Genomic DNA, 22,103 nt, shown 5'->3' with positions numbered 1-22,103 from the left:
GCCTAATCGAACGCGCCCGGTCGGGCCGCTTTCCACTTGTCTCCCAGCTGCACAAGCATCAGCCGGCAGGCCTCGTCGCCCACCGTGCCCGAGCGATGTCCTGCATGGCCGTCCGGGCCCGGCGTCGTGTTCTGGTCGGCGCCAAAGGAGAACTCGCCCGGCCCCATCTCGACTCGCTTGCCGTCCATGGTCTCGACGAACCACCGCCCCTGCAGCACGACAATCCACTGCGGCTTCGGGTTCTCGTGCCAGTCGCCGACCCAGCCAACGGGTAGCTCGCAAACCATGAGGTGACATTCGCCCGTCAGGATGTCGTCGTTCCACTGGGGCGCGGCCTTGCCGCCCATGCTCTTCTTGGCGAAATCTGTCAGGGCGCAGCGAGTCTGGTGGCTGACGCCGTCATCATCGGTCCAGACATGCCAGTATTGGAACTCTGGCGGGCTCTCACTCATAACGCCTCCTACGCGTCCGCGGCTCCTAAACGAGGCCGATGGCGTGTCCCAAAAGCTGGGTCAGCTCGTTGAGATCGCCTTCCGCCTCTCCGATGAAGCCGCTCTGAAACATCACGTAGATCAACCCGCCGACGATGGCGAAGTTCTTGAAGAAGTCCCAGACATGGGGATGGCCTTCCGTGTCGGCCGCCCAGAAGCGGGGATAGGCCCAGAAATTGTGATAGATGATCGCCGTGACCACGCAGTAGCCGGCCAGCACGAAGGCGGCGATGCCGTCGTAGAAATGCAGCACGATCATCGGGGGTGTGAGCAGCTCGACGAACATCGCCAGCACCAGCAGCACCGGCCCGCCCGGCAACCAGCCTGAATTCGCCTGCTTCACCGCCGCGTCCCAGTTGATGATCTTGTCCAGGAAGCTGAACGGGAAAATCCATACGATGAAGATGCGCGCCAGGGTCGGCAGCACATCGTTGATCAGAGCATCCATCGCTCCCCTCCTAACAATTCAGTATCGCGTAAAACCGGCGTCGACCTTCAGCCCTGGACCATCATGCGCCAGTCGAGATCGAACATGATCCAGAGGCTGCCACCGACCATGATGCACATGAGCACGATGGCGAATGCCATGACGACCAGGTTCTCCGTCGGCGTAGAATCGAAGCCGATATGCAGGAAGAAGCGCAGGTGAACCAGGATCTGCGCCACGGCGAAGAACGCGATCACGATCAGCGTTGTGCTGTTCTGCAGGAAATCGAAATAGACGACGCCGAACGGCACGGCGGTCAGGATCAGCGCCAGTGCCAGCCCGAAGAGATAGGGCGCGGCGCTGCGTTCGGTAGGAAGACCTGAAGCATCCATTAGAGCAGCCCCGGCAGGTAGACGATGGAGAAGATGGCGACCCAGATGATGTCGAGGAAGTGCCAGAACAGACCGAGCCGGTAGAGCCGCGAGAGCACCGGCACGGAGAGTCCCTTCATCCCGATCTGCGCCAGCATCGTGACGATCCAGATCAGTCCGATGCTCACATGGAGCCCGTGCGTTCCGACAAGCGTGAAGAAGGCAGACAGGAAGCCGCTACGGCTGGGCCCCGCCCCTTCCGCGATCATGCCGCGAAACTCCGAGAACTCCAGGAAGATGAAGCCGAGGCCGAGCGCCACGGTAACGACGAGCCACATAACGACCCGCTCGCGGTCGGCCCGCGCCGCGGCGATGCTCGCCATGCCGAATGTCGTGGAGCTCATCAGCAGCAGGAATGTCTCCGCCGCCGCCCGCTCCAGGCTGAAGACGTCCTTTGCCTCCGGCCCGCCGGCCGTGTTTCCGAACATCACCAGATAGGTCATGAAGAGCAGCGCGAAAATGATCGCGTCGCTCATCAGATAGATCCAGAAGCCGAACGCCTTCTCTTCCGTCTCCGGCGATCCGCCCGGATGGACCAGGGTCGCGTCTGTCGCGCTGGCCATGCTCATCGCGCTCCCTCCGGCAACGGGTCGGGGCTGGGATCGCCCGCATAGCCAGGTTCGTCGGCCATCTCGTTCGCGGGATGCTTGGCGAGTTGTTCGTAGCGCCGGTCCTCGATCGCCTGAACGGTGCTCGCAGGCATCGTGAAATCCGGATCGTCGTCGAATGAGCGGAATATCACCAGTCCCCCGATGAACGCCAGGGTCGCGACCGCCAGCCACCAGATCCACCACACCATAGCGAAACCGAAGACGAAGGCCGTCCCGCCGACCAGCAGCGGGATCAGCGTATTCTTCGGCATGGTGATGGGTTCGTATTCCTTCGGCTGCACATAGGCCACGCCCCGTGCCTTCATGTCCCAGAAGGCGTCGATGGCTTCGACCTTCGGCAGCACCGCGAAGTTATAGGGCGCGGGCGGCGAAGCGGTCAGCCATTCCAGGCTCCGCCCATTCCACGGATCGCCCGACACATCCAGGGCGGATCGGCGGTCACGCACGCTCACCCAGAGCTGGACGCCCAGGCAGACGATTCCGAGGAAGATGATGAAGGCGCCGATGGCCGCGACGATCAGATGCGGCTGCCATGCGGCGATGTCGTAATGCTCCATGCGCCGCGGCATGCCCATGAGCCCCAGCACATAGAGCGGCATGAAGGCGAGGTAGAAGCCGATGATCCAGCACCAGAACGACGCGGTGCCCCACCACTCGTTGAGCTTGAATCCGAACGCTTTCGGGAACCAGAACATGTAGCCGGCCAGATAGCCGAACAGCACGCCCGGAATGATCATGTTGTGGAAGTGGGCGATCAGGAACGTCGTGTTGTGCATCAGGTAGTCGACCGGCGGCATAGCCAGCAGCACGCCCGACAGCCCGCCGATCACGAACGTGACCAGGAACCCGATGGTGAACAGCATCGGCGGTTTGAAGATCAGCCGTCCGCGGAACATGGTCAGCAGCCAGTCGAACACCTTCACGCCGGTGGGTACCGCGATGATCGTTGTCATGATCCCGAAGAAGGAATTGACCGTCTCGCTCGACCCCATGGTGAAGAAGTGATGCAGCCAGACCGTGAAGGAGAGGATGCCGATCGCCATGGTCGCCAGCACCAGGGAGATATAGCCGAACAGCCGCTTCTGGCTGAACACGGCGACGACCTCCGAGAAAACGCCGAACGCCGGCAGGATGAGGATGTAGACCTCGGGATGCCCCCACAACCAGAACAGGTTGATGTAGTTCATCATGTTGCCGCCGCCGGCATTGGTGAAGAAGTGGAAGTCCAGCGTGCGGTCCAGCGCCAGCATCACGCAGGCGACGGTGAGCGCCGGGAACGCGAAGATCATCAGGATCGCGGCAACGAACACCGTCCAGGTGAAGAGCGGCAGCCGGAACATGGTCATGCCCGGCGCGCGGCGCTTCAGAATCGTGACCAGGAAATTGATGCCGCTCATGGTCGAGCCGATGCCCGAGATGAGCACCGCCCAAAGCCAATAATCGACGCCGACGCCGGGGGTGAACTCCGGCCCCGAATAGGGCGGATAGCCCGTCCAGCCGGCGGTCGAGAACTTGCCGATCACCAGGCTGATCAGCACCAGCCCCGCGCCCGCCGCCGTCAGCCACAGGCTCACCGCGTTCATGAACGGGAAGGCGACGTCCCGCGAGCCGATCTGCTGCGGCATCACGAAATTGATGATGCCAGACAGGAAAGGCATCGCCATGAAGAAGATCATGATCGTGCCGTGGGACGAGAAGATCTGGTCGAAATGGCCCGGCGGCAGATAGCCGTCGCTGTTGAAGGCGACTGCCTGCTGGGAGCGCATCATGGCGGCGTCGATGAAACCGCGCATCAGCATCACCAGCGCGACGACGACATACATGATGCCGATCTTCTTGTGATCGAGGCTGCTGAGCCACTCGCCGAACAGGGCTTTCCACGCACCGAGATAGGTGATCAGCGCCACCACCGACAGCCCGCCGAGCACGGTGACACCGGCCCCCGATGCAGCGATCGCACTGTAGAACGGCAGCGAGTCGAGGGTGAGCCTGCCGAAGAAATCCACCGCGTCCCCCTCTCCTATTCGGCCCTGCTGCCGGTCTCGCCGCCGGAGGCCTGCGACGCCTGGGCGAGCTCCGGCGTCGTGCACTGCATGGCGTAGCCGTGGGCGTTGCCCTTGGTGTATTTATAGATGATCGAGTCGAAGAGCCCGGGCGTGACACTCGAGTAATAGGTCACCGGCAGTTTCGAGCTGGGCTTGGCGAGCGCCTCGTAGCCCTCCTTATCCAACATCTTCCCGGCGTCCTTCGCCTTCTGGACCCAATTCTCGAAATCCTCGTCCGATACCGAGATCGCGTGGAATTGCTGATCCGCGAACCCGTAGCCCGAGTACTGGACGTTCCGCCCCCAATACTCGCCGTTCTCGTCGGCCAGCAGATGCAGCTTCGTCTGCATTCCCGCCATGGCATAGATCTGCCCGCCCAGCGCCGGAATCACGAAGGAGTTCATCACCGTATCGGAGGTGATCTTGAGGGAGAGCGGCTTGCCGGTCGGGAAGACGAGCTCGTTCACCACCGCGATACTCTGCTCAGGATAGATGAACAGCCATTTCCAGTCTTGGGCCACCACCTGGACTTCCAGTGGCTCGACGCTCTTGTCGATCGGATCGTAGGGGTCGAGCTTGTGGGTGCCGTCCCAGAGATGGAATCCGAGCCAGACGATGATCGCCGCCGGTGCGCCCCAGACCAGGATCTCCACGGGCCAATAATAGACGAAGCCGGGATCGTAGCGCGCCTTGCGATTGGTGCCGCGATAGCGCCACGTGAACAGCGCGGCCATGACGAAGACCGGCACGATCACGATCATCATGATGAAGAAAGCGTCGAACAGAAGCTGTCGCTCGGCGAGCGATATGGGACCCTTGGGATTGAGATCCGCGCTCGTCAGCATCCCGCAGCCGCCGCACAGCAGCGCCAAACCTAAGGCAGCCGCTACCGGAAGCAGTCGATGGGCAAGCAATCGCACGATCAAGCCTAAGCAGTTCGAGAGAGCACTCTCGCGCTCGGTTGTCATTGCTACAAGCTGTAGCGTGATTCTTTTCTCTCCTTCGAGTGTCTAGCGAAACAATGTTTACAATCTTCGAACGGCTGTTGCGGTAATGGCACGAGAAACGCGAGATGAGGCGAGGCCGTCCATCTTCCGCCGCTTCCCGCAAAGCTCAGTTCGAAGGGAGGAGCCGTGACTGAATCTTCACATTCCGCGACCGGAGCCGCGATCGCCCTCAGTGAGGAATTCCGCGACGAGTTTCGACGGATCGTCGGCGAAGATTTCAGTCGAGAGGTGCTGACCGAAACCAACGCCCACGAGGGTCCGGTCTATATCCGCAAAGAGCATGCCCTCTACTTCACCACGGTGCCGGAAGAGGGACCCAAGAAAACCCCTCAAAACATCGCCATCAAGCGGCTGAAGCTGGAAGGCGAGGAGTTTCCGTTCCGCGCCGGCAAGCTCACCACCATCCAGTTTCCGTCCAACATGGCGAACGGCATGACCCTGGACCGGGATGGCAACCTGGTCATCTGCGAGCAGGGTTTTCACGACACACCCGCTCGCATCAGCCGAATGAATATGGCGACGGGCAAGATCGATACGGTGGTCGATCAATGGCGCGGTCTCCACTTCAATTCGCCAAACGATGTGGTGGTGAAGAGCGATGGGACGGTCTGGTTCACCGACCCGAACTACGGCGAGATTCAGGGCTTCAAGGGCAAGCCGGACGTCGGCGCCTATGTCTATCGCCACGATCCGAAGACCGGCGAGACGGCCGTCGTGACCGACAGCTTCAACAAGCCCAACGGGCTGGCCTTTTCAGTCGACGAGAGCGTTCTCTACATCACCGATACCGGCGCCAACCAGCAGCCCGGCACCTACTTTCCAGGCCTGCCCCATCACGTGATGGCCTATGACGTAAAGGACGGACGCTATCTCCGGAACGAGCGTCTCTTCGCCGTGGTGAGTCCCGGTGTGCCCGACGGCATCAAGCTCGACGAGACCGGCCGCGTCTACACATCGTCGGAGAGCGGCGTGCAGGTGTTCACGCCCAACGGCGATCTGATCGGCGAGATCGCGGCGCCCGGCGTTGCCAACTTCACCTTCGGCGGACCGGACAACGGCACCCTCTTCATCTGCTGTGACGACTTGATCTGGCAGGCGAAGCTCGCCGTACACGGCGCCGTCGTCATGTAATCTTGAACGTGCAAGCTGTAACGGCGGTGGTGACTCAATCTAAAGATTACTGTGCTTGGGTGGGTTTGAGATGAAGATTGGCTAGGGCCTCGCCCGAAGGCCGAGAAGCGAAAGCGCAACGAGAGGCACCGATGCTTGCGCGAAGCTACGGGACCATGCCGGACGGAACGCCGGTCGAACTGTTTTCGCTGGGAAAGCCACCCGGCCTCGTTGCCCATGTCATCACCTATGGCGGCACCATCGTGCGCCTGGACGTGCCCGACCGCGACGGCGTGGCCGGCAACGTCGTGCTGAACCTCCGATCGCTGGAAGACTACATCGCTCAAGACGCCTATCTCTGCGCGATCGTCGGCCGCTACGCCAACCGCATCGGCGGCGCGGCCTTCAGGCTCGACGGCAATAAGTATCGCCTTTCCGACAACGACAATGGCGACTGCCTCCATGGCGGCCAAGTCGGCTTCAACAAATATGTCTGGCAGGTGGTCGAGTGGCGCGACGCACCGGAGCCTCGCCTGACCCTCCGTCATGTCAGCCCCGACGGGGATCAGGGCTTCCCCGGCACGCTGAAGACAGAAGTCACCTACACCGTCATCGGCGGCGGTACCCTGGCCATCGACTTCCGCGCCGAGGCCGACCGGCCCACGGTGCTCAATCTCATCAACCACACCTATTTCAATCTGGCCGGTCCCGGCAGCGGCGACGTTCTCGATCACAAGGTGACGATCGCCGCCGAGCGCTTCACACCGACCAATGCACAAGAGATTCCGACCGGCGAATTGAAGGACGTCACCGGCACGCCGTTCGATTTTCGCGAGCCGTACGCCATCGGTGCGCGCATCGAAAACGACGATCCGCAGCTGAAATACGCGCACGGCTACGACCACAATTTCGTTCTCGCCAAGCTTCACGCTCCTCGCCGCAATTCGCGGCCCGCTGCCACGAGCCGACAACCGGCCGTATCCTCGAGGTCCACACCACCCAGCCCGGACTGCAGCTCTATTCGGGCAATCATCTCGACGGATCTCTGAAGGCCCCAAGCGGCGCAGCATACGGCCCACGATCGGCCGTCTGTTTCGAGACGCAAGCTTTTCCGGATTCGCCGAACCGGCCGGACTTCCCCTCCACGGTTCTGCGGCCAGGCGAGAATTTCACAAGTCGCACGGAGTACCGCTTCGCCACCGCATGAGGCAGCCGGCGACGCATCATCGAGAGATTAGAGACGACAGGAGATATTGGGATGTCATTGGAGAATAAGGTCGCCATCGTCACCGGCGGCAATAGCGGTATCGGCAAGGCCATCGTCTGCGCGCTTGCCCGCCAGGGCGCCAGCGTCGTGATCGACTATGTGGTCCACCCGGAAGCCACCGAAGCGCTGGAGCAGGAGATCCTGCAGCACGGTGAAAAGGCCACCGGCGTCGAGGCCGATGTGAGCAAGGTCGCCGATCTTCAGAAGCTCGTCGACACGGCGGTGGAGAAGTACGGCCGCCTCGACATCATGGTCAACAATGCCGGCGTGGAGACCCGCACCTCGATCCTCGACACCACCGAGGACCAGTACGAGAAGGTGATGGAGATCGACATGAAGAGCGCCTTCTTCGGCACCCAGCTCGCCGCCAAGCAGATGATCAAGCAGGGCGGTGGCGGCCGCGTCATCAACATCACCTCGGTGCATGAGGACTGGCCCATGCCCGGCAACACGCCCTACTGCGTCGCCAAGGGCGGCATGCGCATGCTGACCCGCACGGCGGGCGTCGAGCTTGGCCCCCACGGCGTACAGGTGGTCGGCGTCGGCCCCGGCGCGGTCGAGACGCCCATCAACACCTCGACCATGGACGACCCGGCTCTGCTCAAAAAGCTCGACGACGCCATCCCGCTCGGCCGCATGGCCAAGCCGGAAGAGATCGCCAACGTCGTCGCCTTCCTCGCCGGCGACGGCGCGACCTATCTCACCGCCACGACCATCTTCGCCGATGGCGGCATCATGCAGAGCAGCGTCGGACTCTAGCCTCAACGCGTCCGCCTGAATCAAGGTTCGATAGCAAGCCGGTCAGCCAGCCGAGGAACCCTCCATGAGCAAACACTACGACGTCATCATCATCGGATCGGGCGCCGGCGGCGGCACCCTCGCCCGTCACCTCGCGCCTTCAGGCAAGAGCATCCTGATCCTGGAGCGGGGCGACTGGCTCCCCCGGGAGGCCGGCAACTGGGACCCGGCCGTGGTGTTCGAGGACAATCGCTACATCACGCCCGACACCTGGTACGACCGGGAGGGAAAGCCCTTCCAACCCCAGGTGCACTACTTCGTCGGCGGCGCCACCAAGATGTACGGGGCAGCACTCTACCGTCTCCGCGAGCGGGACTTCCAGGAGGTGCAACACTACGACGGCATCTCCCCCGCCTGGCCGATCCAATATGAGGAGCTCGAGCCTTACTACGGCAAGGCCGAGGCGATGTATTTCGTCCATGGCGAGCGCGGCACCGACCCCACCGAGCCTCCGGCCAGCGGTCCCTACCCGTATCCGCCGGTCTCGTCCGAGCCGCGGATCGAGCAGATCTTCCAGGACATGAAAGATGCCGGTTACAAGCCGTTCCCGGCGCCGTGCGCGATTCAGCTCAACGAGGCCAACATGGCCTACAGCAACTGCATCCGCTGCAGGACCTGCGACGGTTATCCCTGCCTGGTGCATGCGAAGTCCGACGCCGAAGTCTGCGCCGTGCGCCCGGCCGTGGAGTTCGACAACGTCACCCTGCAGCGGAACGCCCATGTCTCGAAGCTGGAGACCGACGCCTCAGGCAAGACCGTGACCACGGTCCATGCGGAGGTCGACGGCGAGCCCCAGACCTTCAAGAGCGATATCGTCGTGGTGTCCTGCGGGGCGGCCAACAGCGCAAAGCTGCTTCTCATGTCGGCGAACGACAAACATCCGAACGGTCTCGCCAACGGCTCCGACCAGGTCGGCCGCAACTACATGTATCACAACAGCCAGGCGGTCCTGGCCTTCTCCCTGGAGCCGAACCCGACCTTCTTCCAGAAGACCCTCGCCCTGAACGACTTCTATTTCGGCATGGAAGGCTTCGACTATCCCGTCGGCAACATCCAGATGATGGGCAAGTCCCAAGGCCCGATGTATCGCGCGCAATCGCCGATCCTCACCGCGCCGCTCCCCATGCAGGGGCTCCAGGACATCGCCATGCATGCGGTGGATTTCTGGCTCACCACCGAGGACCTGCCCGACCCCGACAACCGCGTGACCGTTGATAAGCAGGGCAAGATGACCCTGAGCTACACGCCCAACAATCAGGTCCCGCGCCAGAAGCTCTACGACAAGCTAAAATCCATGCTAGGCTCCATCGGCATGCACCCGGATCACCTGATCCCGCACCACTATTATATGAAGACCGACATCCCCATCGCCGGCTGCGCCCACCAGGCGGGCACCTGCCGCTTCGGCACCGACCCGAAATCGTCCGTGCTCGACACCAACAACAAGGCGCATGAGCTCGACAATCTCTACGTGGTCGACACCAGCTTCTTCTGCTCCATCGGCGCGGTGAACCCGTCCCTGACCGCCATCGCCAACGCCATGCGCGTCGGCGATCACCTCATGGAGCGGATGGGGTAAGTGGGAACCGCCGCACGTGAGCGATCTGACGCCTTGGTGCAGGCATCCATCATTTGATCCCTTGAGAGAGTTTGAGCGTCCCGAGATGTTTGCCTGCCTCAAGATAACCATTCGGATCGGAGGCATCTCTTGCCCACGCCGGCAACACGAGTTCTTTGAGCCAAGGAAGAGTCTTAAAAAGATCTGTCGTGACAGGCTTGTCAGTCATCTCAATCTTCACGATTGGGGGGCCGACCGTCGGCCCAAAGGCTCTCGAAAAATCCTTTGGATCGACAAGAGTCGCTGTCCCCGGATTATCAAGGTCACCGAAGGTCATGAATGCAGGCGCTCCGATAGCTGGAGGATCGAGAGGGTCGATCGTCCATTCGCCTGTGAGATACGGAAACTTTCGAAGGTCCTGCCGCGTGTAAGAAAGATCGAAATGGGCGAGCACGATATAGGCCGGATAGTCGTGGTAGTCTGTGGCGTAAGGCGCTGATCCCAGCAATGCGAAGACGTTGCGGCCATCACCCAAATCGACATAGACGGCCTGACCGGTGATCTCATCCCGAGACCCTGCCAGGGATGGAATTATCCGGGGATGCTTGATTACCTTGACCTCGATCACACTCGATCCGGAGTGGACCTTCCCGTCGACTTCGACCTCAACGGTCATGCGGTAGCGGTAGGTGACGGTCGGATAGACGATCTTGTAGAGGGCGAGGAGGCCGAGGAATACGACCGCGACCCACACCATCGCCTTCACGAACTTGGACATCGGTAGCTCGCTCCCTGCCAACCGGGATGCCGCCCAATCAGGAGGCGCCTAGCATTGGTATCGGGGATACCTTAGAATCCTCAACGCGAGGTTGTTGCAAAGTCAGATCCTCAAGCCCACTTGCTCATCGACTAAGCCGCAATCGAGCGAGGCTTCCCATGTCAGCCCACACTCGCACAATACTCTTCGCCTTGCTCCTGGCCGCCGCCGGCTTGGCCGCACAACCGCGCTTCGGCCACGTTCAGGTATGACGACGACGGCTCCGACCTCGACGACCGCTACGATCTGCATGGCGAATGGCATTAGGACGAGGACTGGGACAGACGCCGGTTCTCAGGAAGCGTCACGCAGCGGTTCAGAAGGACTAACCCTCCTCACCTCGCCAACGCGTAGTGCTTCGCGTAGGCGTCCAGCGTCTCGCTCTTCACCTTGCCGATATCGCGGTACGCGTCGCCGAAGCGGCGGATATCGACCGGCGCGAGATCGGCGTGGGGTTCGCCGTTCATCACCCAGTGTGCCAAGGCCATGCCGGCCCCGCCGCCGGCCGCGATGCCGAACGCGTTGAAGCCCGCGCCAACGAAAAAGCTCTCGCATTCCGGCGCCTGACCCAAGATGAAGTTGCCGTCCGGCGTAAAGCTCTCCGGCCCGTTCACCAGCTCCTTGATGCCCGCCGTCTCCAGCGCCGGCACCCGCGGCAGGGCCAGCTCCATGAGCTGCTCGAAATGATCCCAGTCGGAATCGAGCAAGGTGAAATGGAAGCCCTTCGGGATCCCCTCCTCCGCGAAAGGAATCGGGTCCGGCTCGTAGCCGCCCATCACCAGCCCGCCGACCTCTTCCTTGTAATAGGTGAGCCGGTCGGGATCGCGCATGGTCGGCAGCCCCGGCGTCACGCCGTCGATCGCCTCCGTGATCAGGTACTGATGCTGAACCGAAAAGAGCGGCACGTTCACCCCGGCCATGGCGCCGACCTCACGCGCCCATTGCCCGGCGCAGTTCACGACGACCTCGCATTCGATCCGGCCCTGATCCGTGACGACGGCGGTCACCTTGCCGTCCTCCATCTCTATGCCCGTGACCGCGACATCCTCGAGGATGCGGGCGCCGTTCAGCTTCGCACCCTTCGCCAGCGACTGGGTGAGATCGGACGGGTTCGCCTGACCGTCCGTCGGCAGGAAGGCGGCGCCGACCACGTCGGAGATATCCATCAGCGGCCAGAGCTCCTTCGCCTCCGACGGCGTCAGCATCTCCATGGGCAGGCCGAAGGACTGGCCGGTCTTCGTCTGCTGCTCCAGTTGCTTCAGCCGCTCCTCGCAGCAGGCAAGCCGTAAGCCGCCATTCGCCTTCCAGCCCGTGTCGAGCCCAGTCTCTTCCTTCAGGCTGGCGTAAAGCTCTACCGAATAAGTCAGGAGCTCGGTGATGTTCGCGTCCGCCCGAAGCTGCCCAACCAAGCCCGCCGCATGGAAGGTGCTGCCCGAGGTGAGCTTGTGCCGCTCCAGCAGCACGACCTCATCGCATCCGGCCTTGGCCAGGTGATAGGCGGTGGAGCAGCCGACGATGCCACCCCCGATGATGACGACCTTGGCCTCGGTCGGAAACGCGCTCATGGGATCCTCATTCTATCTGGGGCCGTCAGAGAGATTTGAAATCGGCGAAGGCCCGCTCGTAACGGGCAAGGTTCTCCGCCGTATAGGCGGCGTAATCGAAATCGACGTCGGAATGGATCTCGGAGATCATCGACCATTCCGCCTCACGCAGGAGCGATGCGCATTTCATTGCCGCATAGCTGCGCCATAGCGCTTCGGTCAGCGGCCGCTCGAAATAGCTTTCCAGCATCGCCCGCTCCGCCGCCTCCGAGAATTCGTTGTTGGAGGCGAGCCCGCCGAGATCGAACAGCGGCGAGTTGAACCCGGCATAATCCCAGTCGATCAGCCAGAGCCGGTCGCCCGCATCGAGCAGGTTCGCCGCCAGCAGATCGTTATGGCCGAACACGATCTCGACCGGACCCACCGCCTCTTCGAGCAACGCCGCCTCCCGCTGCAGCTCGGGGATACGACCCATATGCCGGCTGCCCTCTTCGAGGAGGCGGCTCGTATAGTCCCGCATCACATGGAAGACCCAGAACATCACGACGGGTCCGCGCAGATGCTTCGGCACCTCATGGTGGCACTTCCGGATCAGCGGCAGGATGCGCCCGACCATGTCCGGATCGCGGACCTTCTCCGGCGACAGTGGCGGCGCATCGATATAGTCGAGAATAAGGATGCCCGGTTCGGCATGGAGCACAGCTGGCGAAAGCCCGGCCACGGCGGCCGCACGGCTCGCCGCAAGCTCGTTGGAGCGCAGCACGAGATGCTCGGGAATGTCGTCGCCCACCCGCGCCACAAAGCGGCGCCCGTCGCAGGTGACCAGGAAATTGTGATTGGTGATGCCGCCGCCCAGCGGCTCCAGCTCCACCGGAGCGCCCCAATAGTCGAGAGCGGCGATACGCGCTTCGATTTCGCGACGGTCACCGCTCATGCGTGGGGCGTGCCCCTATGAGTCGCTGGCTTTCGGATCGGATTTCCGTTCCCGCTCTAGCACCTGAGATGGCGGGCTCTCCCGCCACCGCAAAAGAGTTTCCGATCTCGCGCGGCTTCGCAAGGCCAAAGCCCAATCTGCCGCAGCGGCGGGTCGGACCGGCCCCCTCAGGCCGCAAGGAGCAGATCGGTCGCCTCGGCAATGCCGGCAAGCTTCGCAAGCGGCACCACCTTCGGCTGCTTCAGCCCGGCGAGCTTTGTGAGATCGAACTTCGTGTAGTTCATCCCGTGATAGTCGCGCAGGAAGAACAGCTTGCGGTCGAGATCCGACAGGTTCGTCCAGCAGGTGAACTCCGTGGCGTAGGCCTCGCCGCTGCCCCCATCGAGCCCCGCGACCTCAAGCTGTCCGCCGCCCTTCTGGGGATAGTCGATGGTGATCCCTCGCGGCCGGTCGAAATTGTTCATCACATGGGCGAGCGTCTGCACGGCCTGATCGGGGTCTGACACCTTCTCGGCGAACTGGGCGTAATAGACCGCGCGCACGAAGCGCCCGACGGAAGTGTTGGAGGCGGGGAGCCCCGCCGTGGCGATTCCGGAATCCGGTTGCGCCGCCTGATAACCGCCGAAGGTGGCGGCCGATTGATCGACATTGCTGAGGAATGTGTAGTTATCGAGATTGGTCAGATGCCAGGTGAACTCCGGCCCGTTGGTCATCACACCCACCGGATTGTCGTGCACCGACATCTGGCCCCGGTTGAACTCGATCACGATGGAAGCCCCCGTCGCATCGTGCACCACGTAATGGAAGGGCGACTCTATCCCACCGAGGATCGCAAGCGCCTGCAGCATCACCGGCTGCTCCGCCAGCGCGGATTTCACCTCTGCCACTGTCGCGAACTGCGCCAGCGCCCAACTCCCCAGATCAGACGCCGACAGAACCGCGCGCGTAACCTCGACCGCCTGCTGCGGGCCGCCGGCGCTCGGATAGGACAGTAGGCTGAAGGTCAGGCCCTGATCGTTCAGCCCCTCAACCGCTTTGAGGTCGGGAAGCCCGATCGGCGAGGCCGTGCTCGGCACGCGGTCCGGCATGGTCACGGCGAGAAAGCCGTGCTTCCCCTCATAGGTCAGAGCGGGATGCCCCTCCATTTCCGATGTGAACGACCAGCCGGCCGGGAAGTAGACGGTCTGGTAGGGCAGATCGACGGTCATCTCCAGCGTGCGACCGAAATAACTCCGGCCCGTCGCGTCCTGATAATTGAGGGAGGTGCACATAGGGGTTCCTTGGCGAATGGCGTTCGGATCTTTCTCCGAGAAACGCAAAGAAGCTTGAAGAAACCGTGTGCGCGACGGCGTCCTCCATCCCTTCACGCCTCGCCCTCAGCCACTCCAGGCAGCTCTGCCAACTTTGTCGTGAGGCTCCCAGCGCTTTCCGAGACGGCCCCGCCAGCGCAATGCGGATCCGTGCCAAAACAGGCCGTATACGGAAGGTGCGGCAGCTTGCCGCAGAAAAAATGGCAATTATTTCGCACCTGCGAAAGCGCTCGATCGGGACGTCACATTACGCCAAGTTTCATGCCACAATTCTTCTACCCCAGAATCTGCCCCAGCCTCCAAGGGCCTGCGTCTGATCAGAAATCGGGAATTGGTCCAGTGCTGCCGAATTGTGACGAAAGGGACAATACAACCTGAACGCACTGGTGCGACGCGAGCCCTCATAGGCAGGTCGGAGCCGTTCAATGGCACGAAATGGCAAGAACGGTCTCATCGACTTTGAATATGCTCCGTAAAGATCATGAATTTCGTCAATAGCTTCATGATCTTTTCGGGCAGAGAATTCGGAATGCAAAGACATCAATCGTAAAATTCTAATAATTCTCCAACCCGAACAGAAAACGAAAATAATAAAAATCTAATAATTTCTTGGAAGGCAGACGCTAAATAGAGGGGTGATGGTTTTTGGATAAAAAAATATAGCAAAATTACATAAGAGAACTAGCGCATCGAAAGACTTAACGACGGTAGAGACAACTACTCGCAAGCCTGTTGATCGAGTTGAAAGATCTGATCGATGAAGTCTAGCGAAACAGAAATTCTAGTTGGCTTCCTGCTATCGCTGTTCAGCGACGTCACCGGTTTAACCTCAGAACACTTCGACGAAACTACGCACTTCGATGAAATCGGTCTGCAATCACTCTCTGTGGTCGCATTTACCCGCCGCTTAGGCAGCTTTTTCCCGAATCTTCCCCCTACCTTCCTCTATGACTGCGGCAACATTTCGGACGTCGCCGTCTACCTCGAAACCCGGTACGACGCCGCCACCATCGATGCCGCCCTGGGCGCACAGCCCCCCAAAACCACCGTTCCAGACGCACCTCAGGTCACCCCAAAAGCCGCTCCAGAGCCCTCCGATCAGCCCGCGACCGCGGACACTGGATGGCCGGAACTGACCCCGCTCGACGCGACTTTAGGTGCGCTGCAGCATTTCGAATCTCAGCCTTCTGCGACGGGCGACATTGCCGTCATCGGCATGCAAGGCCGCTTCCCCGATGCGCCCGATCTGGAGAGCTTCTGGACCAACCTCGCCTCCGGCGTGGATTCGGTCCGGGAGATCCCCGAAGACCGTTGGCCGCTCGAAGGCTTCTTCCGGGCGAGCGAAGGTCAGAGGATCCCAGGCCGCAGCTATTCAAAATGGGGGGGCTTTCTCTCCGGAATCGATTGCTTCGACGCCCAGTTCTTCGGCGTCGCCGCCCGCGAAGCGGCCCTCACCGATCCGCAAGAGCGGCTCCTCCTGGAATGCGCCTGGCACGCCATGGAGAGTGCCGCGCTCCTGGGCAACCGCGCTGAAGGACTGAAGACGCCCGAGGGCTCGGATATCGGCGTCTTCGTCGGCCTGACCACCAACTCTTATTCCCTGCTCGGCCCCGATCGCTGGCGTGAGGGCGATCCGGAGATCCCGGCATCCATGCCGTGGTCGGCGGCGAACCGCATTTCCTATTGTCTCGACCTCGCAGGCCCCAGCCTGACCGTCGATACGGCCTGCTCCTCCTCCCTGGTGGCGCTTCACCTCGCGGCCGAGAGCCTTCTTGGCGGCGAGTGCCGTGCTGCCCTCGCCGGCGCCGCCAATCTCTACGTCCATCCGGCGAAGTATGTGCAGCTCTGCCAGCAGCAGATGCTGTCACCGACCGGACGCTGTCATAGCTTCGGCGCGGATGCCGACGGGTTCGCTCCCGGCGAAGGGGTCGGGGTGGTCGTCCTGAAACGCCTCGCCGATGCCCAGGCCGATGGCGACCGCATCCTCGCCGTGATCAAGGCCACGGCGGTGAACCACAACGGCCGCTCAAACGGCTACACGGTCCCGAAGACGCGCGCCCAGGCCAAGCTCGTGGGCGACGCTCTCCGCAAGGCGGGCTTGCCGTCCGAGCGCATCGGATTCATCGAGGCCCATGGCACCGGCACCAAGCTCGGCGATCCCATCGAGGTCGCTGGCCTCACCGAAGTGCTGGGCGGGAAGGACGATGCGCCCGCCTGCCCCATCGCCTCGGTGAAATCGAATATCGGCCATCTGGAATCTGCCGCGGGCATGGCCAGCCTGATCAAGACGATCCTGCAGCTCCAGCATGGGCAGATCGCCCCCTCCCTCCACGCCACCCCGCGCAACCCGGCCCTCGAGCTCGACCGTACGCGCTTCTTCGTGCCTGAGGAGATGCAGCCTTGGCCGGAGCCGGCCGGCGGGGGCCTGCGTGCGGCCGGCATCAGCTCCTTCGGCGCCGGCGGCACGAACGGCCACGTGATCGTCGAGGAAGCCCCCCAACAGACTCTGACCGCCGCCGAAGGTCCCATGGTCTTCCCGCTCTCGGCGCGCAATCCCGAGCGGCTGCGGACGCTGATGGAAACCGCGCTTGCCCATTTGGCGCGCCTCCCCGAGCCGGACCTCCCGCGCCTCGGCTACACGCTGCAATGCGGCCTCCGGCATTTCGAGCACCGCATCTGTCTCGTCGGAAGCACCAAGGCCGAACTTGAAGCCCGCCTTCGGAACGCCATGTCCGGGACGACGGAAAGCGCCCCTTCTTCGGACCCCGGGCTCGATGCGCTCGCAAAGTCATATATGGACGGCGAGACGATCGCGTGGCGAGACCTCTGGCGCGGGGAGCCGATCCCGGTCGAACCGCCTCATTACCCCTTCGCCCGCGAGCGCCACTGGCTGAAGCCGCTGAGCAGCGCACCGGCCCTGCCGACCGAGGCAGAGATCGCGATCCACCCTCACGAGGTCCCGACCCTCGAAGAGCATTTCATCTCCATCCCCCACGAGAGCAGCCTGGTGTCCGAGCATCGCATCGGCGACTGCCCGGTTGTCCCCGGAACCGCCTACATTGCCCATTGCCTGGATGCCGCCGGAAAGGTTCTGGAGACCTCCTCGGTCACCCTTCAAGGTCTTCGATGGCTGCGCCCGGTGAAGGCCGGAAAGACCGCCGCCGATCTCGGCCTGCGCATTCTCTGTAGCCACCAGGACGACGGCGCGGCAGTGGAGCTCGAGGATATCGGCGCCCCGGGCGAGACCTGCTTTCGGTGCGATGCGCGCATCGATGCCGCCCCCTCGGCGAGCGCCGCGCCGTCTCTCGCCGAGGCGCGGGATGCCTGCACCGAGCCCTTCGATCCCGAGATCTGTTATGCACGGTTCGAAGCGCCGGCATGGTCTACGGCGCACGCTATCGTGCACTGACGAAGGTCTGGCGCGGCGAAGGCCGGTTCCTCGCCGAGATCGCCCGCCGATCTTACGATCCTGACGGCGAAGGCGAGCCCACCCTCGATCCTGCCCTGCTCGACGGCGCGCTCCATGCCGCGAGCGCGCTGCTCGCAGAGACCGAGCTCGACGTTCCTCTCGTCCCGGCCAGCCTCGAAAGCTTCCGCCTCTACGGCGACCTCGGCGACAAACTCTTCTCTTATGGGATCGGCCGGCCCGCCAAGCGCAAGGGCGAGAAGCGTTACGACGTCACTCTCTTCTCTCCGGACGGGACGGTTCTCGCCGAGTTCGGCGGTCTCACCTTCCGCAGCGCGCCGAATCTTCGGCAGGGGCAGGGCACGAACGAAGCCTTGCATCTCCTGCAGCCGAGCTGGGTGCCAAGCCCCCTGTCGCCTCCCCGCGATCCTGAAGGCTTCATTGTCCTCTTCGACACGGATGACACGCTCTTCTCGGAGCTCAAGGAGACCCATCCGGCGTTCGCCGCCAACCTCCGCTTGGTGACTCCCGGCAAGACCTTCGAGGTGCACGGAAACGACCGTCTCCGTATGGCTGCGAATGACGATACCCACGCTTCGCTTCTGTGGCGGACTCTGCAGGCCGAGGCATCACCCGTCTCCAAACTGGTCTTCAATATCGCCGCCGACGCGGCGTCCGGTGGCAACGCCCTGCTCAACGATGGCTTGGTCCAAGACGGCTTGGGCGGATCGGAGCCGGGCGGAGTCCTCGAGACCATCGAGACCATCCGCGCACTCTGCGGACAGACCGGCACTCCGCGCTTTCACATCCAGATGATCGTCCATGGCGGCGATGCGGCGATGCCGGCCGCGAGCGCCCTTGCCGGCCTCCTGCGCTCCGTCAATCTCGAGATTCCGACCCTCTCCGCCCAAGTCGATCTGGTTTCCTTCGGAGGCGGGGCCCGCGGCGAGGCGATGCAAGCGATCATGGCCGCAAGCGAGCCCGGCATCACCGAGCGGCGCTGGCGCAGCGGTGAGCCCGTCTCCTTGGAAGTTAGCTCGGCCGAGACGATCACCTCTGCAGAATTGCCGGTCAGGTTCGGGCCCGACGATCTCTTCATCGTCACCGGCGGTGCCGGTGCGGTCGGCAGCGCGCTCTGCGCCGAGCTCGCCGAGCGCGGCGTGGCCAAGCTGGCGATCCTCGGCAGGAGCGAATGCACGCCGGCCGTCGAGGCCGTCCTCGCCGAGCTGGCCGGGAGCGGATGCCAGGCCGAGTATTTCTCCGCCGACTGTTCCGATCGCGACAGCCTCACCGCCGCTCTCACGAAGATCCGAGCGTCCCTCGGCAACCCTACCGGCGTGCTCCATTGCGCCGGCCTTCTCCAGGATGGCTTCTTCCTCCGTCAAAGCGTGGACGATCTCATAAGCTCTGCGAAAGCCAAGATTGCGGGCGCTCACTGGCTCGACGCCCTGACGGCGGACATGGACCTTCGCTGGTTCGTACTCTGCTCCGGCCTCGCAGGCATCGGCGGCAATGTCGGCCAATCCCACTACGCTTTCGCCAATCGCTGGCTCGACGGTTTCGCCGAGCGCCGGCAGGCCATGGCCGCGCGCGGCGAGCGCAACGGCCGGACCGTCTCCATCGTCTGGCCCCTCTGGCAGACCGAAAGCGGCATGCAGGGATCGCTCCATCTCGCAAGCCGTCTCGCCGCCGCAGGCCTGGAAGCCATCTCACCCGAGGAAGGCCGCACCCTGTTCATGGCTGCCCTCGGCCGCAACCTGCCCATCGTCATTCCAGTGAAGGGCGAGGCGGCCAAGTTGAGCAGCTTCTTTGGAAGGGCGGAGCCGCATGTCGCCCAGCAGCCTCGCTCGAAACCACAGCTCGAGCCGAAGTCGCAGAGCGTCCCCGACAGCGATGTCGAGATACAGGTCCTCCAGCTTCTGAAGGACGCCATCGCCGAAGTCACGGGCACGTCAGCTGCGAAGGTGGACGCGGATGCGCCCATGGAAGTGTTCGGCCTCGATTCCATAATGGTCACCGAGATGGCCGGATTGATGGAATCGCAATTCCCGGAATTGTCCAAGACGGCCGCGTTCGAAGCACGGGATCTGCGTGGCCTTGCCCAACTCATCCTTCGGGAGCATCCGGAGCAAGCACGCGCGCTTCTCCCCGAAGACGTGCCGACCGAAGTCGAGGAAGCGGCGGAGGTGCCCCCGACACCGGCCGGCTTCGACGCGGAGCCCGCTTCCCGGCCACATCAGATTCGCGACGAGGACATCGCGATCATCGGGTTGGCCGGCCAATATCCCGGCGCGGAAACTCTGGAGCAGTTCTGGGAGCATTTGGCCGAAGGCCACGATCTGGTCACCGGGCTTCCGCCGCGCTGGCCTGATGCCGCATGGCCCAAGGGCACGCAGGACGACGACGCGATCTACGCCCGCTGGGGTTCTTTTCTGGATGACTTCGACAAGTTCGATCCGCTCTTCTTCGGCATCTCTCCGCGCGATGCGGAACGGATGGATCCGCAGGAGCGGCTCTTCCTGCAGACGGCCTGGCACGCGGTGGAGGATGCCGGCTATACGCCGGAGACGCTCTCCGGCAAGCGGGGCCGCGACCGGCGCCGCGTGGGCGTGCTCGCCGGGGTCATGTACGGCGAATATCAAATGTACGGCGCGGCCCACGGAGACAGCCCGGCCGTCCCGCTCACCAACTCCTCCTATGCTTCCATAGCCAACCGCGTATCCTACTGCCTCGATCTCGACGGCCCCTCCCTCGCCGTCGACAGCATGTGCTCATCCTCGCTGACCGCGATCCATCTCGCCTGCGATCTCATCCGGTCGAAAAGCTGCGATGCGGCGATCGCGGGCGGCGTGAACCTGTCGCTCCACCCCTACAAGTACCGGACACTCTGTGAGCTCGGCTTTGCGGCGAGCGACGGCAAATGCCGCAGCTTCGGCGAAGGTGGTGACGGCTACGTACCGGGCGAAGGCGTCGGCGCAGTCCTCCTCAAGCCCCTGCAAGACGCGCTTCGCGACAACGACCACGTCTACGCCGTGATCAAGGGCAGCGATATCGGACATGGCGGCCGAAGCTCCGGCTACACCGTGCCCAACGGCGAGGCCCAGGCCGATGTCATCGCGCGCGCTTTCGAACGCGCCGGCGACGCCGGTCCACGCGTGAGCTATATCGAGGCCCACGGCACCGGCACCAGCCTCGGTGATCCCATCGAAATCCGCGGCCTGACCCGCGCCCTGAAGGACAAGCTGCCGGACGGCGCTCGCTGCCCCATCGGCTCTGTCAAATCCAACATCGGCCATCTGGAATCCGCCGCCGGCATCGCCGCGGTGACCAAGGTCTTGCTGCAGATGAAGCACGGCAAGATCGCGCCCTCGATCCATTCCGATGTGCTGAACGCGAATATCGATTTTGGCAAGACGCCATTCGACGTGCAGACGGCCCTCGGCGACTGGACACCCAACGGCAACGCTGCGCGCGTCGCCGCCATCAGCTCCTTCGCGCCGGCGGCAGCAATGCGCACCTTGTCTTGGAAGAAATGCCTTCCGAGATCGTCGCGGCAGTACGGACCGGAGAGCCGTCGGTCTTCGTGTTCTCCGGCCGCAATCGCGACGCGCTGGTCCGCAATCTTGAGCGCTTCGCCGCCCATCTCGAAACAGAACACGGTGCGACTCCGCAAACGGACCCCCATGCGCTCGGCGCAGATGGCTACACCCCGGAGGAGGTCGCAGCGACCCTCTTCCATGGCCGCCGCTGGCTTTCCCATCGCGGCGCCATCGTTGCGTCAAGCTTTCCCGAGCTTCGCGACCGGCTCGCCTGGCTTCTCGATCGCCTCGACGAGCCGGAAGGCGAGTCTGCCCCTTTGAGCGCCGAAGACCCTGCGATCTTCATGGCGACCATCGAGACGCCGGCCATTCCAGACGAGCCGCTCGACCGGGGGACGGCCCCCGCCGAAGCCCTGGCGCAAGCCTGGGTCGAGGGCCGGCTCGAGCGGAGCGCTGGCCCGGGCCACACCCTTAGGAAGGTGCCGCTCCCCGGCTACGCCTTCGACAAGCGCAGCTTCTGGATCGGGGATCTGAAGGCGCCAGAGGCAGAAGCCCGCGAGCGCGAGCAGGTCGTGCAGAAGCCCGCGCCGATCCGCCAGGACCGGGAAAAGACTGAACGGCGAGAGAACGGCGTGTCGCGGGCCCCGGAGCCCGCACGGCCGAAAGCACCCATTACGCCGGAGGCAATCCTCGAAAAGGTCGACCAGGGCGAGCTCGATCCCGCCGCGGCCCAGGCGATGCTGGAGAGCCTCATGGAATCGGAGAAGGCGGCATAGCGCGAAGCGGACATTGCTCCAGTCGGTAGAGG

The 22,103-nt window shown here is 63.1% G+C and carries 17 protein-coding genes and 1 pseudogene; 8 read left to right on the top strand and 10 right to left on the bottom strand.

Annotation, left to right across the window (positions count from 1 at the left end):
• Window positions 1-2: 2 nt before the first annotated feature.
• The 6 genes from A7A08_RS06820 to cyoA are packed head-to-tail and all read right to left on the bottom strand — an operon-like array spanning window position 3 to window position 4,973.
• Window positions 3-452, bottom strand: a complete 450-nt coding sequence (locus tag A7A08_RS06820) for a cupin domain-containing protein (RefSeq protein WP_069094774.1) — start codon at window positions 450-452, stop codon at window positions 3-5.
• Between the two features lie 25 nt (window positions 453-477).
• Window positions 478-939 (bottom strand): DoxX family protein, encoded by a 462-nt coding sequence (locus A7A08_RS06815; protein ID WP_069094773.1) that lies wholly within the window; start codon window positions 937-939, stop codon window positions 478-480.
• Between the two features lie 47 nt (window positions 940-986).
• Complete coding sequence (gene cyoD, locus A7A08_RS06810) at window positions 987-1,310, bottom strand: cytochrome o ubiquinol oxidase subunit IV (RefSeq protein ID WP_069094772.1); 324 nt, start codon at window positions 1,308-1,310, stop codon at window positions 987-989.
• Window positions 1,310-1,912 (bottom strand): cytochrome o ubiquinol oxidase subunit III, encoded by a 603-nt coding sequence (gene cyoC / locus A7A08_RS06805; RefSeq protein ID WP_245290840.1) that lies wholly within the window; start codon window positions 1,910-1,912, stop codon window positions 1,310-1,312. The genes cyoD and cyoC overlap by 1 nt, the downstream gene beginning before the upstream one ends.
• A 2-nt stretch (window positions 1,913-1,914) precedes the next feature.
• On the bottom strand, window positions 1,915-3,966 hold the full coding sequence (locus tag A7A08_RS06800; protein ID WP_069094770.1) for a cbb3-type cytochrome c oxidase subunit I: 2,052 nt from the start codon (window positions 3,964-3,966) through the stop codon (window positions 1,915-1,917).
• A 14-nt stretch (window positions 3,967-3,980) separates the two neighbouring features.
• Window positions 3,981-4,973 (bottom strand): ubiquinol oxidase subunit II, encoded by a 993-nt coding sequence (gene cyoA, locus A7A08_RS06795; protein WP_083226530.1) that lies wholly within the window; start codon window positions 4,971-4,973, stop codon window positions 3,981-3,983.
• Window positions 4,974-5,138: 165 nt separating this feature from the next.
• On the opposite strand from cyoA, the gene A7A08_RS06790 reads away from it, so the two are divergent.
• The 5 genes from A7A08_RS06790 (at window position 5,139) to A7A08_RS06775 (ending at window position 9,766) form a co-directional block, all read left to right on the top strand.
• A complete protein-coding gene (locus tag A7A08_RS06790; RefSeq protein ID WP_069094768.1) occupies window positions 5,139-6,143 on the top strand; it encodes an SMP-30/gluconolactonase/LRE family protein in 1,005 nt (334 codons plus the stop codon).
• A gap of 131 nt (window positions 6,144-6,274) precedes the next feature.
• On the top strand, window positions 6,275-7,171 hold the full coding sequence (locus A7A08_RS06785; RefSeq protein ID WP_245290838.1) for an aldose epimerase family protein: 897 nt from the start codon (window positions 6,275-6,277) through the stop codon (window positions 7,169-7,171).
• A complete protein-coding gene (locus A7A08_RS16765; protein ID WP_245290852.1) occupies window positions 7,102-7,329 on the top strand; it encodes an aldose epimerase family protein in 228 nt (75 codons plus the stop codon). The genes A7A08_RS06785 and A7A08_RS16765 overlap by 70 nt, the downstream gene beginning before the upstream one ends.
• Before the next feature lie 51 nt (window positions 7,330-7,380).
• Window positions 7,381-8,148 carry a glucose 1-dehydrogenase gene (locus A7A08_RS06780; protein WP_069094767.1) on the top strand — a complete coding sequence of 256 codons (768 nt, stop codon included), beginning with the start codon at window positions 7,381-7,383 and terminating at the stop codon, window positions 8,146-8,148.
• 64 nt (window positions 8,149-8,212) lie between these two features.
• Window positions 8,213-9,766 carry a GMC oxidoreductase gene (locus tag A7A08_RS06775; RefSeq protein ID WP_069094766.1) on the top strand — a complete coding sequence of 518 codons (1,554 nt, stop codon included), beginning with the start codon at window positions 8,213-8,215 and terminating at the stop codon, window positions 9,764-9,766.
• A 49-nt stretch (window positions 9,767-9,815) separates the two neighbouring features.
• On the opposite strand, the gene A7A08_RS06770 is transcribed toward A7A08_RS06775, so the two are convergent.
• The 4 genes and pseudogenes from A7A08_RS06770 to A7A08_RS06755 all read right to left on the bottom strand — a co-directional run bounded on the left by A7A08_RS06770 (window position 9,816) and on the right by A7A08_RS06755 (window position 14,311).
• Window positions 9,816-10,523 (bottom strand): hypothetical protein, encoded by a 708-nt coding sequence (locus A7A08_RS06770; protein WP_069094765.1) that lies wholly within the window; start codon window positions 10,521-10,523, stop codon window positions 9,816-9,818.
• A gap of 380 nt (window positions 10,524-10,903) precedes the next feature.
• Window positions 10,904-12,127 (bottom strand): annotated as a pseudogene (locus A7A08_RS06765) (FAD-dependent oxidoreductase); the annotation flags it as partial.
• A gap of 25 nt (window positions 12,128-12,152) precedes the next feature.
• Window positions 12,153-13,040 (bottom strand): phosphotransferase, encoded by an 888-nt coding sequence (locus A7A08_RS06760; RefSeq protein WP_069094764.1) that lies wholly within the window; start codon window positions 13,038-13,040, stop codon window positions 12,153-12,155.
• A 167-nt stretch (window positions 13,041-13,207) separates the two neighbouring features.
• Entirely contained in the window at window positions 13,208-14,311 is a 1,104-nt protein-coding gene (locus A7A08_RS06755) for a linear amide C-N hydrolase (RefSeq protein WP_069094763.1), read from the bottom strand.
• A gap of 796 nt (window positions 14,312-15,107) precedes the next feature.
• On the opposite strand from A7A08_RS06755, the gene A7A08_RS16760 reads away from it, so the two are divergent.
• The 3 genes from A7A08_RS16760 to A7A08_RS06740 are packed head-to-tail and all read left to right on the top strand — an operon-like array spanning window position 15,108 to window position 22,071.
• Complete coding sequence (locus tag A7A08_RS16760) at window positions 15,108-17,759, top strand: beta-ketoacyl synthase N-terminal-like domain-containing protein (protein WP_083226528.1); 2,652 nt, start codon at window positions 15,108-15,110, stop codon at window positions 17,757-17,759.
• Window positions 17,729-21,616: an SDR family NAD(P)-dependent oxidoreductase gene (locus tag A7A08_RS06745; protein ID WP_069094761.1), complete on the top strand. Its 3,888-nt coding sequence runs from the start codon at window positions 17,729-17,731 to the stop codon at window positions 21,614-21,616. Before A7A08_RS16760 ends, A7A08_RS06745 begins: the two co-directional genes overlap by 31 nt.
• A complete protein-coding gene (locus A7A08_RS06740) occupies window positions 21,613-22,071 on the top strand; it encodes a hypothetical protein (protein WP_069094760.1) in 459 nt (152 codons plus the stop codon). The genes A7A08_RS06745 and A7A08_RS06740 overlap by 4 nt, the downstream gene beginning before the upstream one ends.
• Window positions 22,072-22,103 lie beyond the last annotated feature (32 nt).

The sequence above is a fragment of the Methyloligella halotolerans genome, assembly GCF_001708935.1.
GTDB lineage: Bacteria > Pseudomonadota > Alphaproteobacteria > Rhizobiales > Methyloligellaceae > Methyloligella > Methyloligella halotolerans.
This window is presented reverse-complemented; position numbering and strand designations above follow the sequence as displayed.

Coding starts and splice junctions, on each gene's coding strand:
- A7A08_RS06820 (WP_069094774.1), bottom strand. CDS start 452: ATGAGTGAGAGCCCGCCAGAGTTCCAATACTGGCATGTCTGGACCGAT.
- A7A08_RS06815 (WP_069094773.1), bottom strand. CDS start 939: ATGGATGCTCTGATCAACGATGTGCTGCCGACCCTGGCGCGCATCTTC.
- cyoD (WP_069094772.1), bottom strand. CDS start 1,310: ATGGATGCTTCAGGTCTTCCTACCGAACGCAGCGCCGCGCCCTATCTC.
- cyoC (WP_245290840.1), bottom strand. CDS start 1,912: ATGGCCAGCGCGACAGACGCGACCCTGGTCCATCCGGGCGGATCGCCG.
- cyoA (WP_083226530.1), bottom strand. CDS start 4,973: ATGACAACCGAGCGCGAGAGTGCTCTCTCGAACTGCTTAGGCTTGATC.
- A7A08_RS06785 (WP_245290838.1), top strand. CDS start 6,275: ATGCTTGCGCGAAGCTACGGGACCATGCCGGACGGAACGCCGGTCGAA.
- A7A08_RS06780 (WP_069094767.1), top strand. CDS start 7,381: ATGTCATTGGAGAATAAGGTCGCCATCGTCACCGGCGGCAATAGCGGT.
- A7A08_RS06775 (WP_069094766.1), top strand. CDS start 8,213: ATGAGCAAACACTACGACGTCATCATCATCGGATCGGGCGCCGGCGGC.
- A7A08_RS06770 (WP_069094765.1), bottom strand. CDS start 10,523: ATGTCCAAGTTCGTGAAGGCGATGGTGTGGGTCGCGGTCGTATTCCTC.
- A7A08_RS06760 (WP_069094764.1), bottom strand. CDS start 13,040: ATGAGCGGTGACCGTCGCGAAATCGAAGCGCGTATCGCCGCTCTCGAC.
- A7A08_RS06755 (WP_069094763.1), bottom strand. CDS start 14,311: ATGTGCACCTCCCTCAATTATCAGGACGCGACGGGCCGGAGTTATTTC.
- A7A08_RS16760 (WP_083226528.1), top strand. CDS start 15,108: ATGAAGTCTAGCGAAACAGAAATTCTAGTTGGCTTCCTGCTATCGCTG.
- A7A08_RS06745 (WP_069094761.1), top strand. CDS start 17,729: ATGGTCTACGGCGCACGCTATCGTGCACTGACGAAGGTCTGGCGCGGC.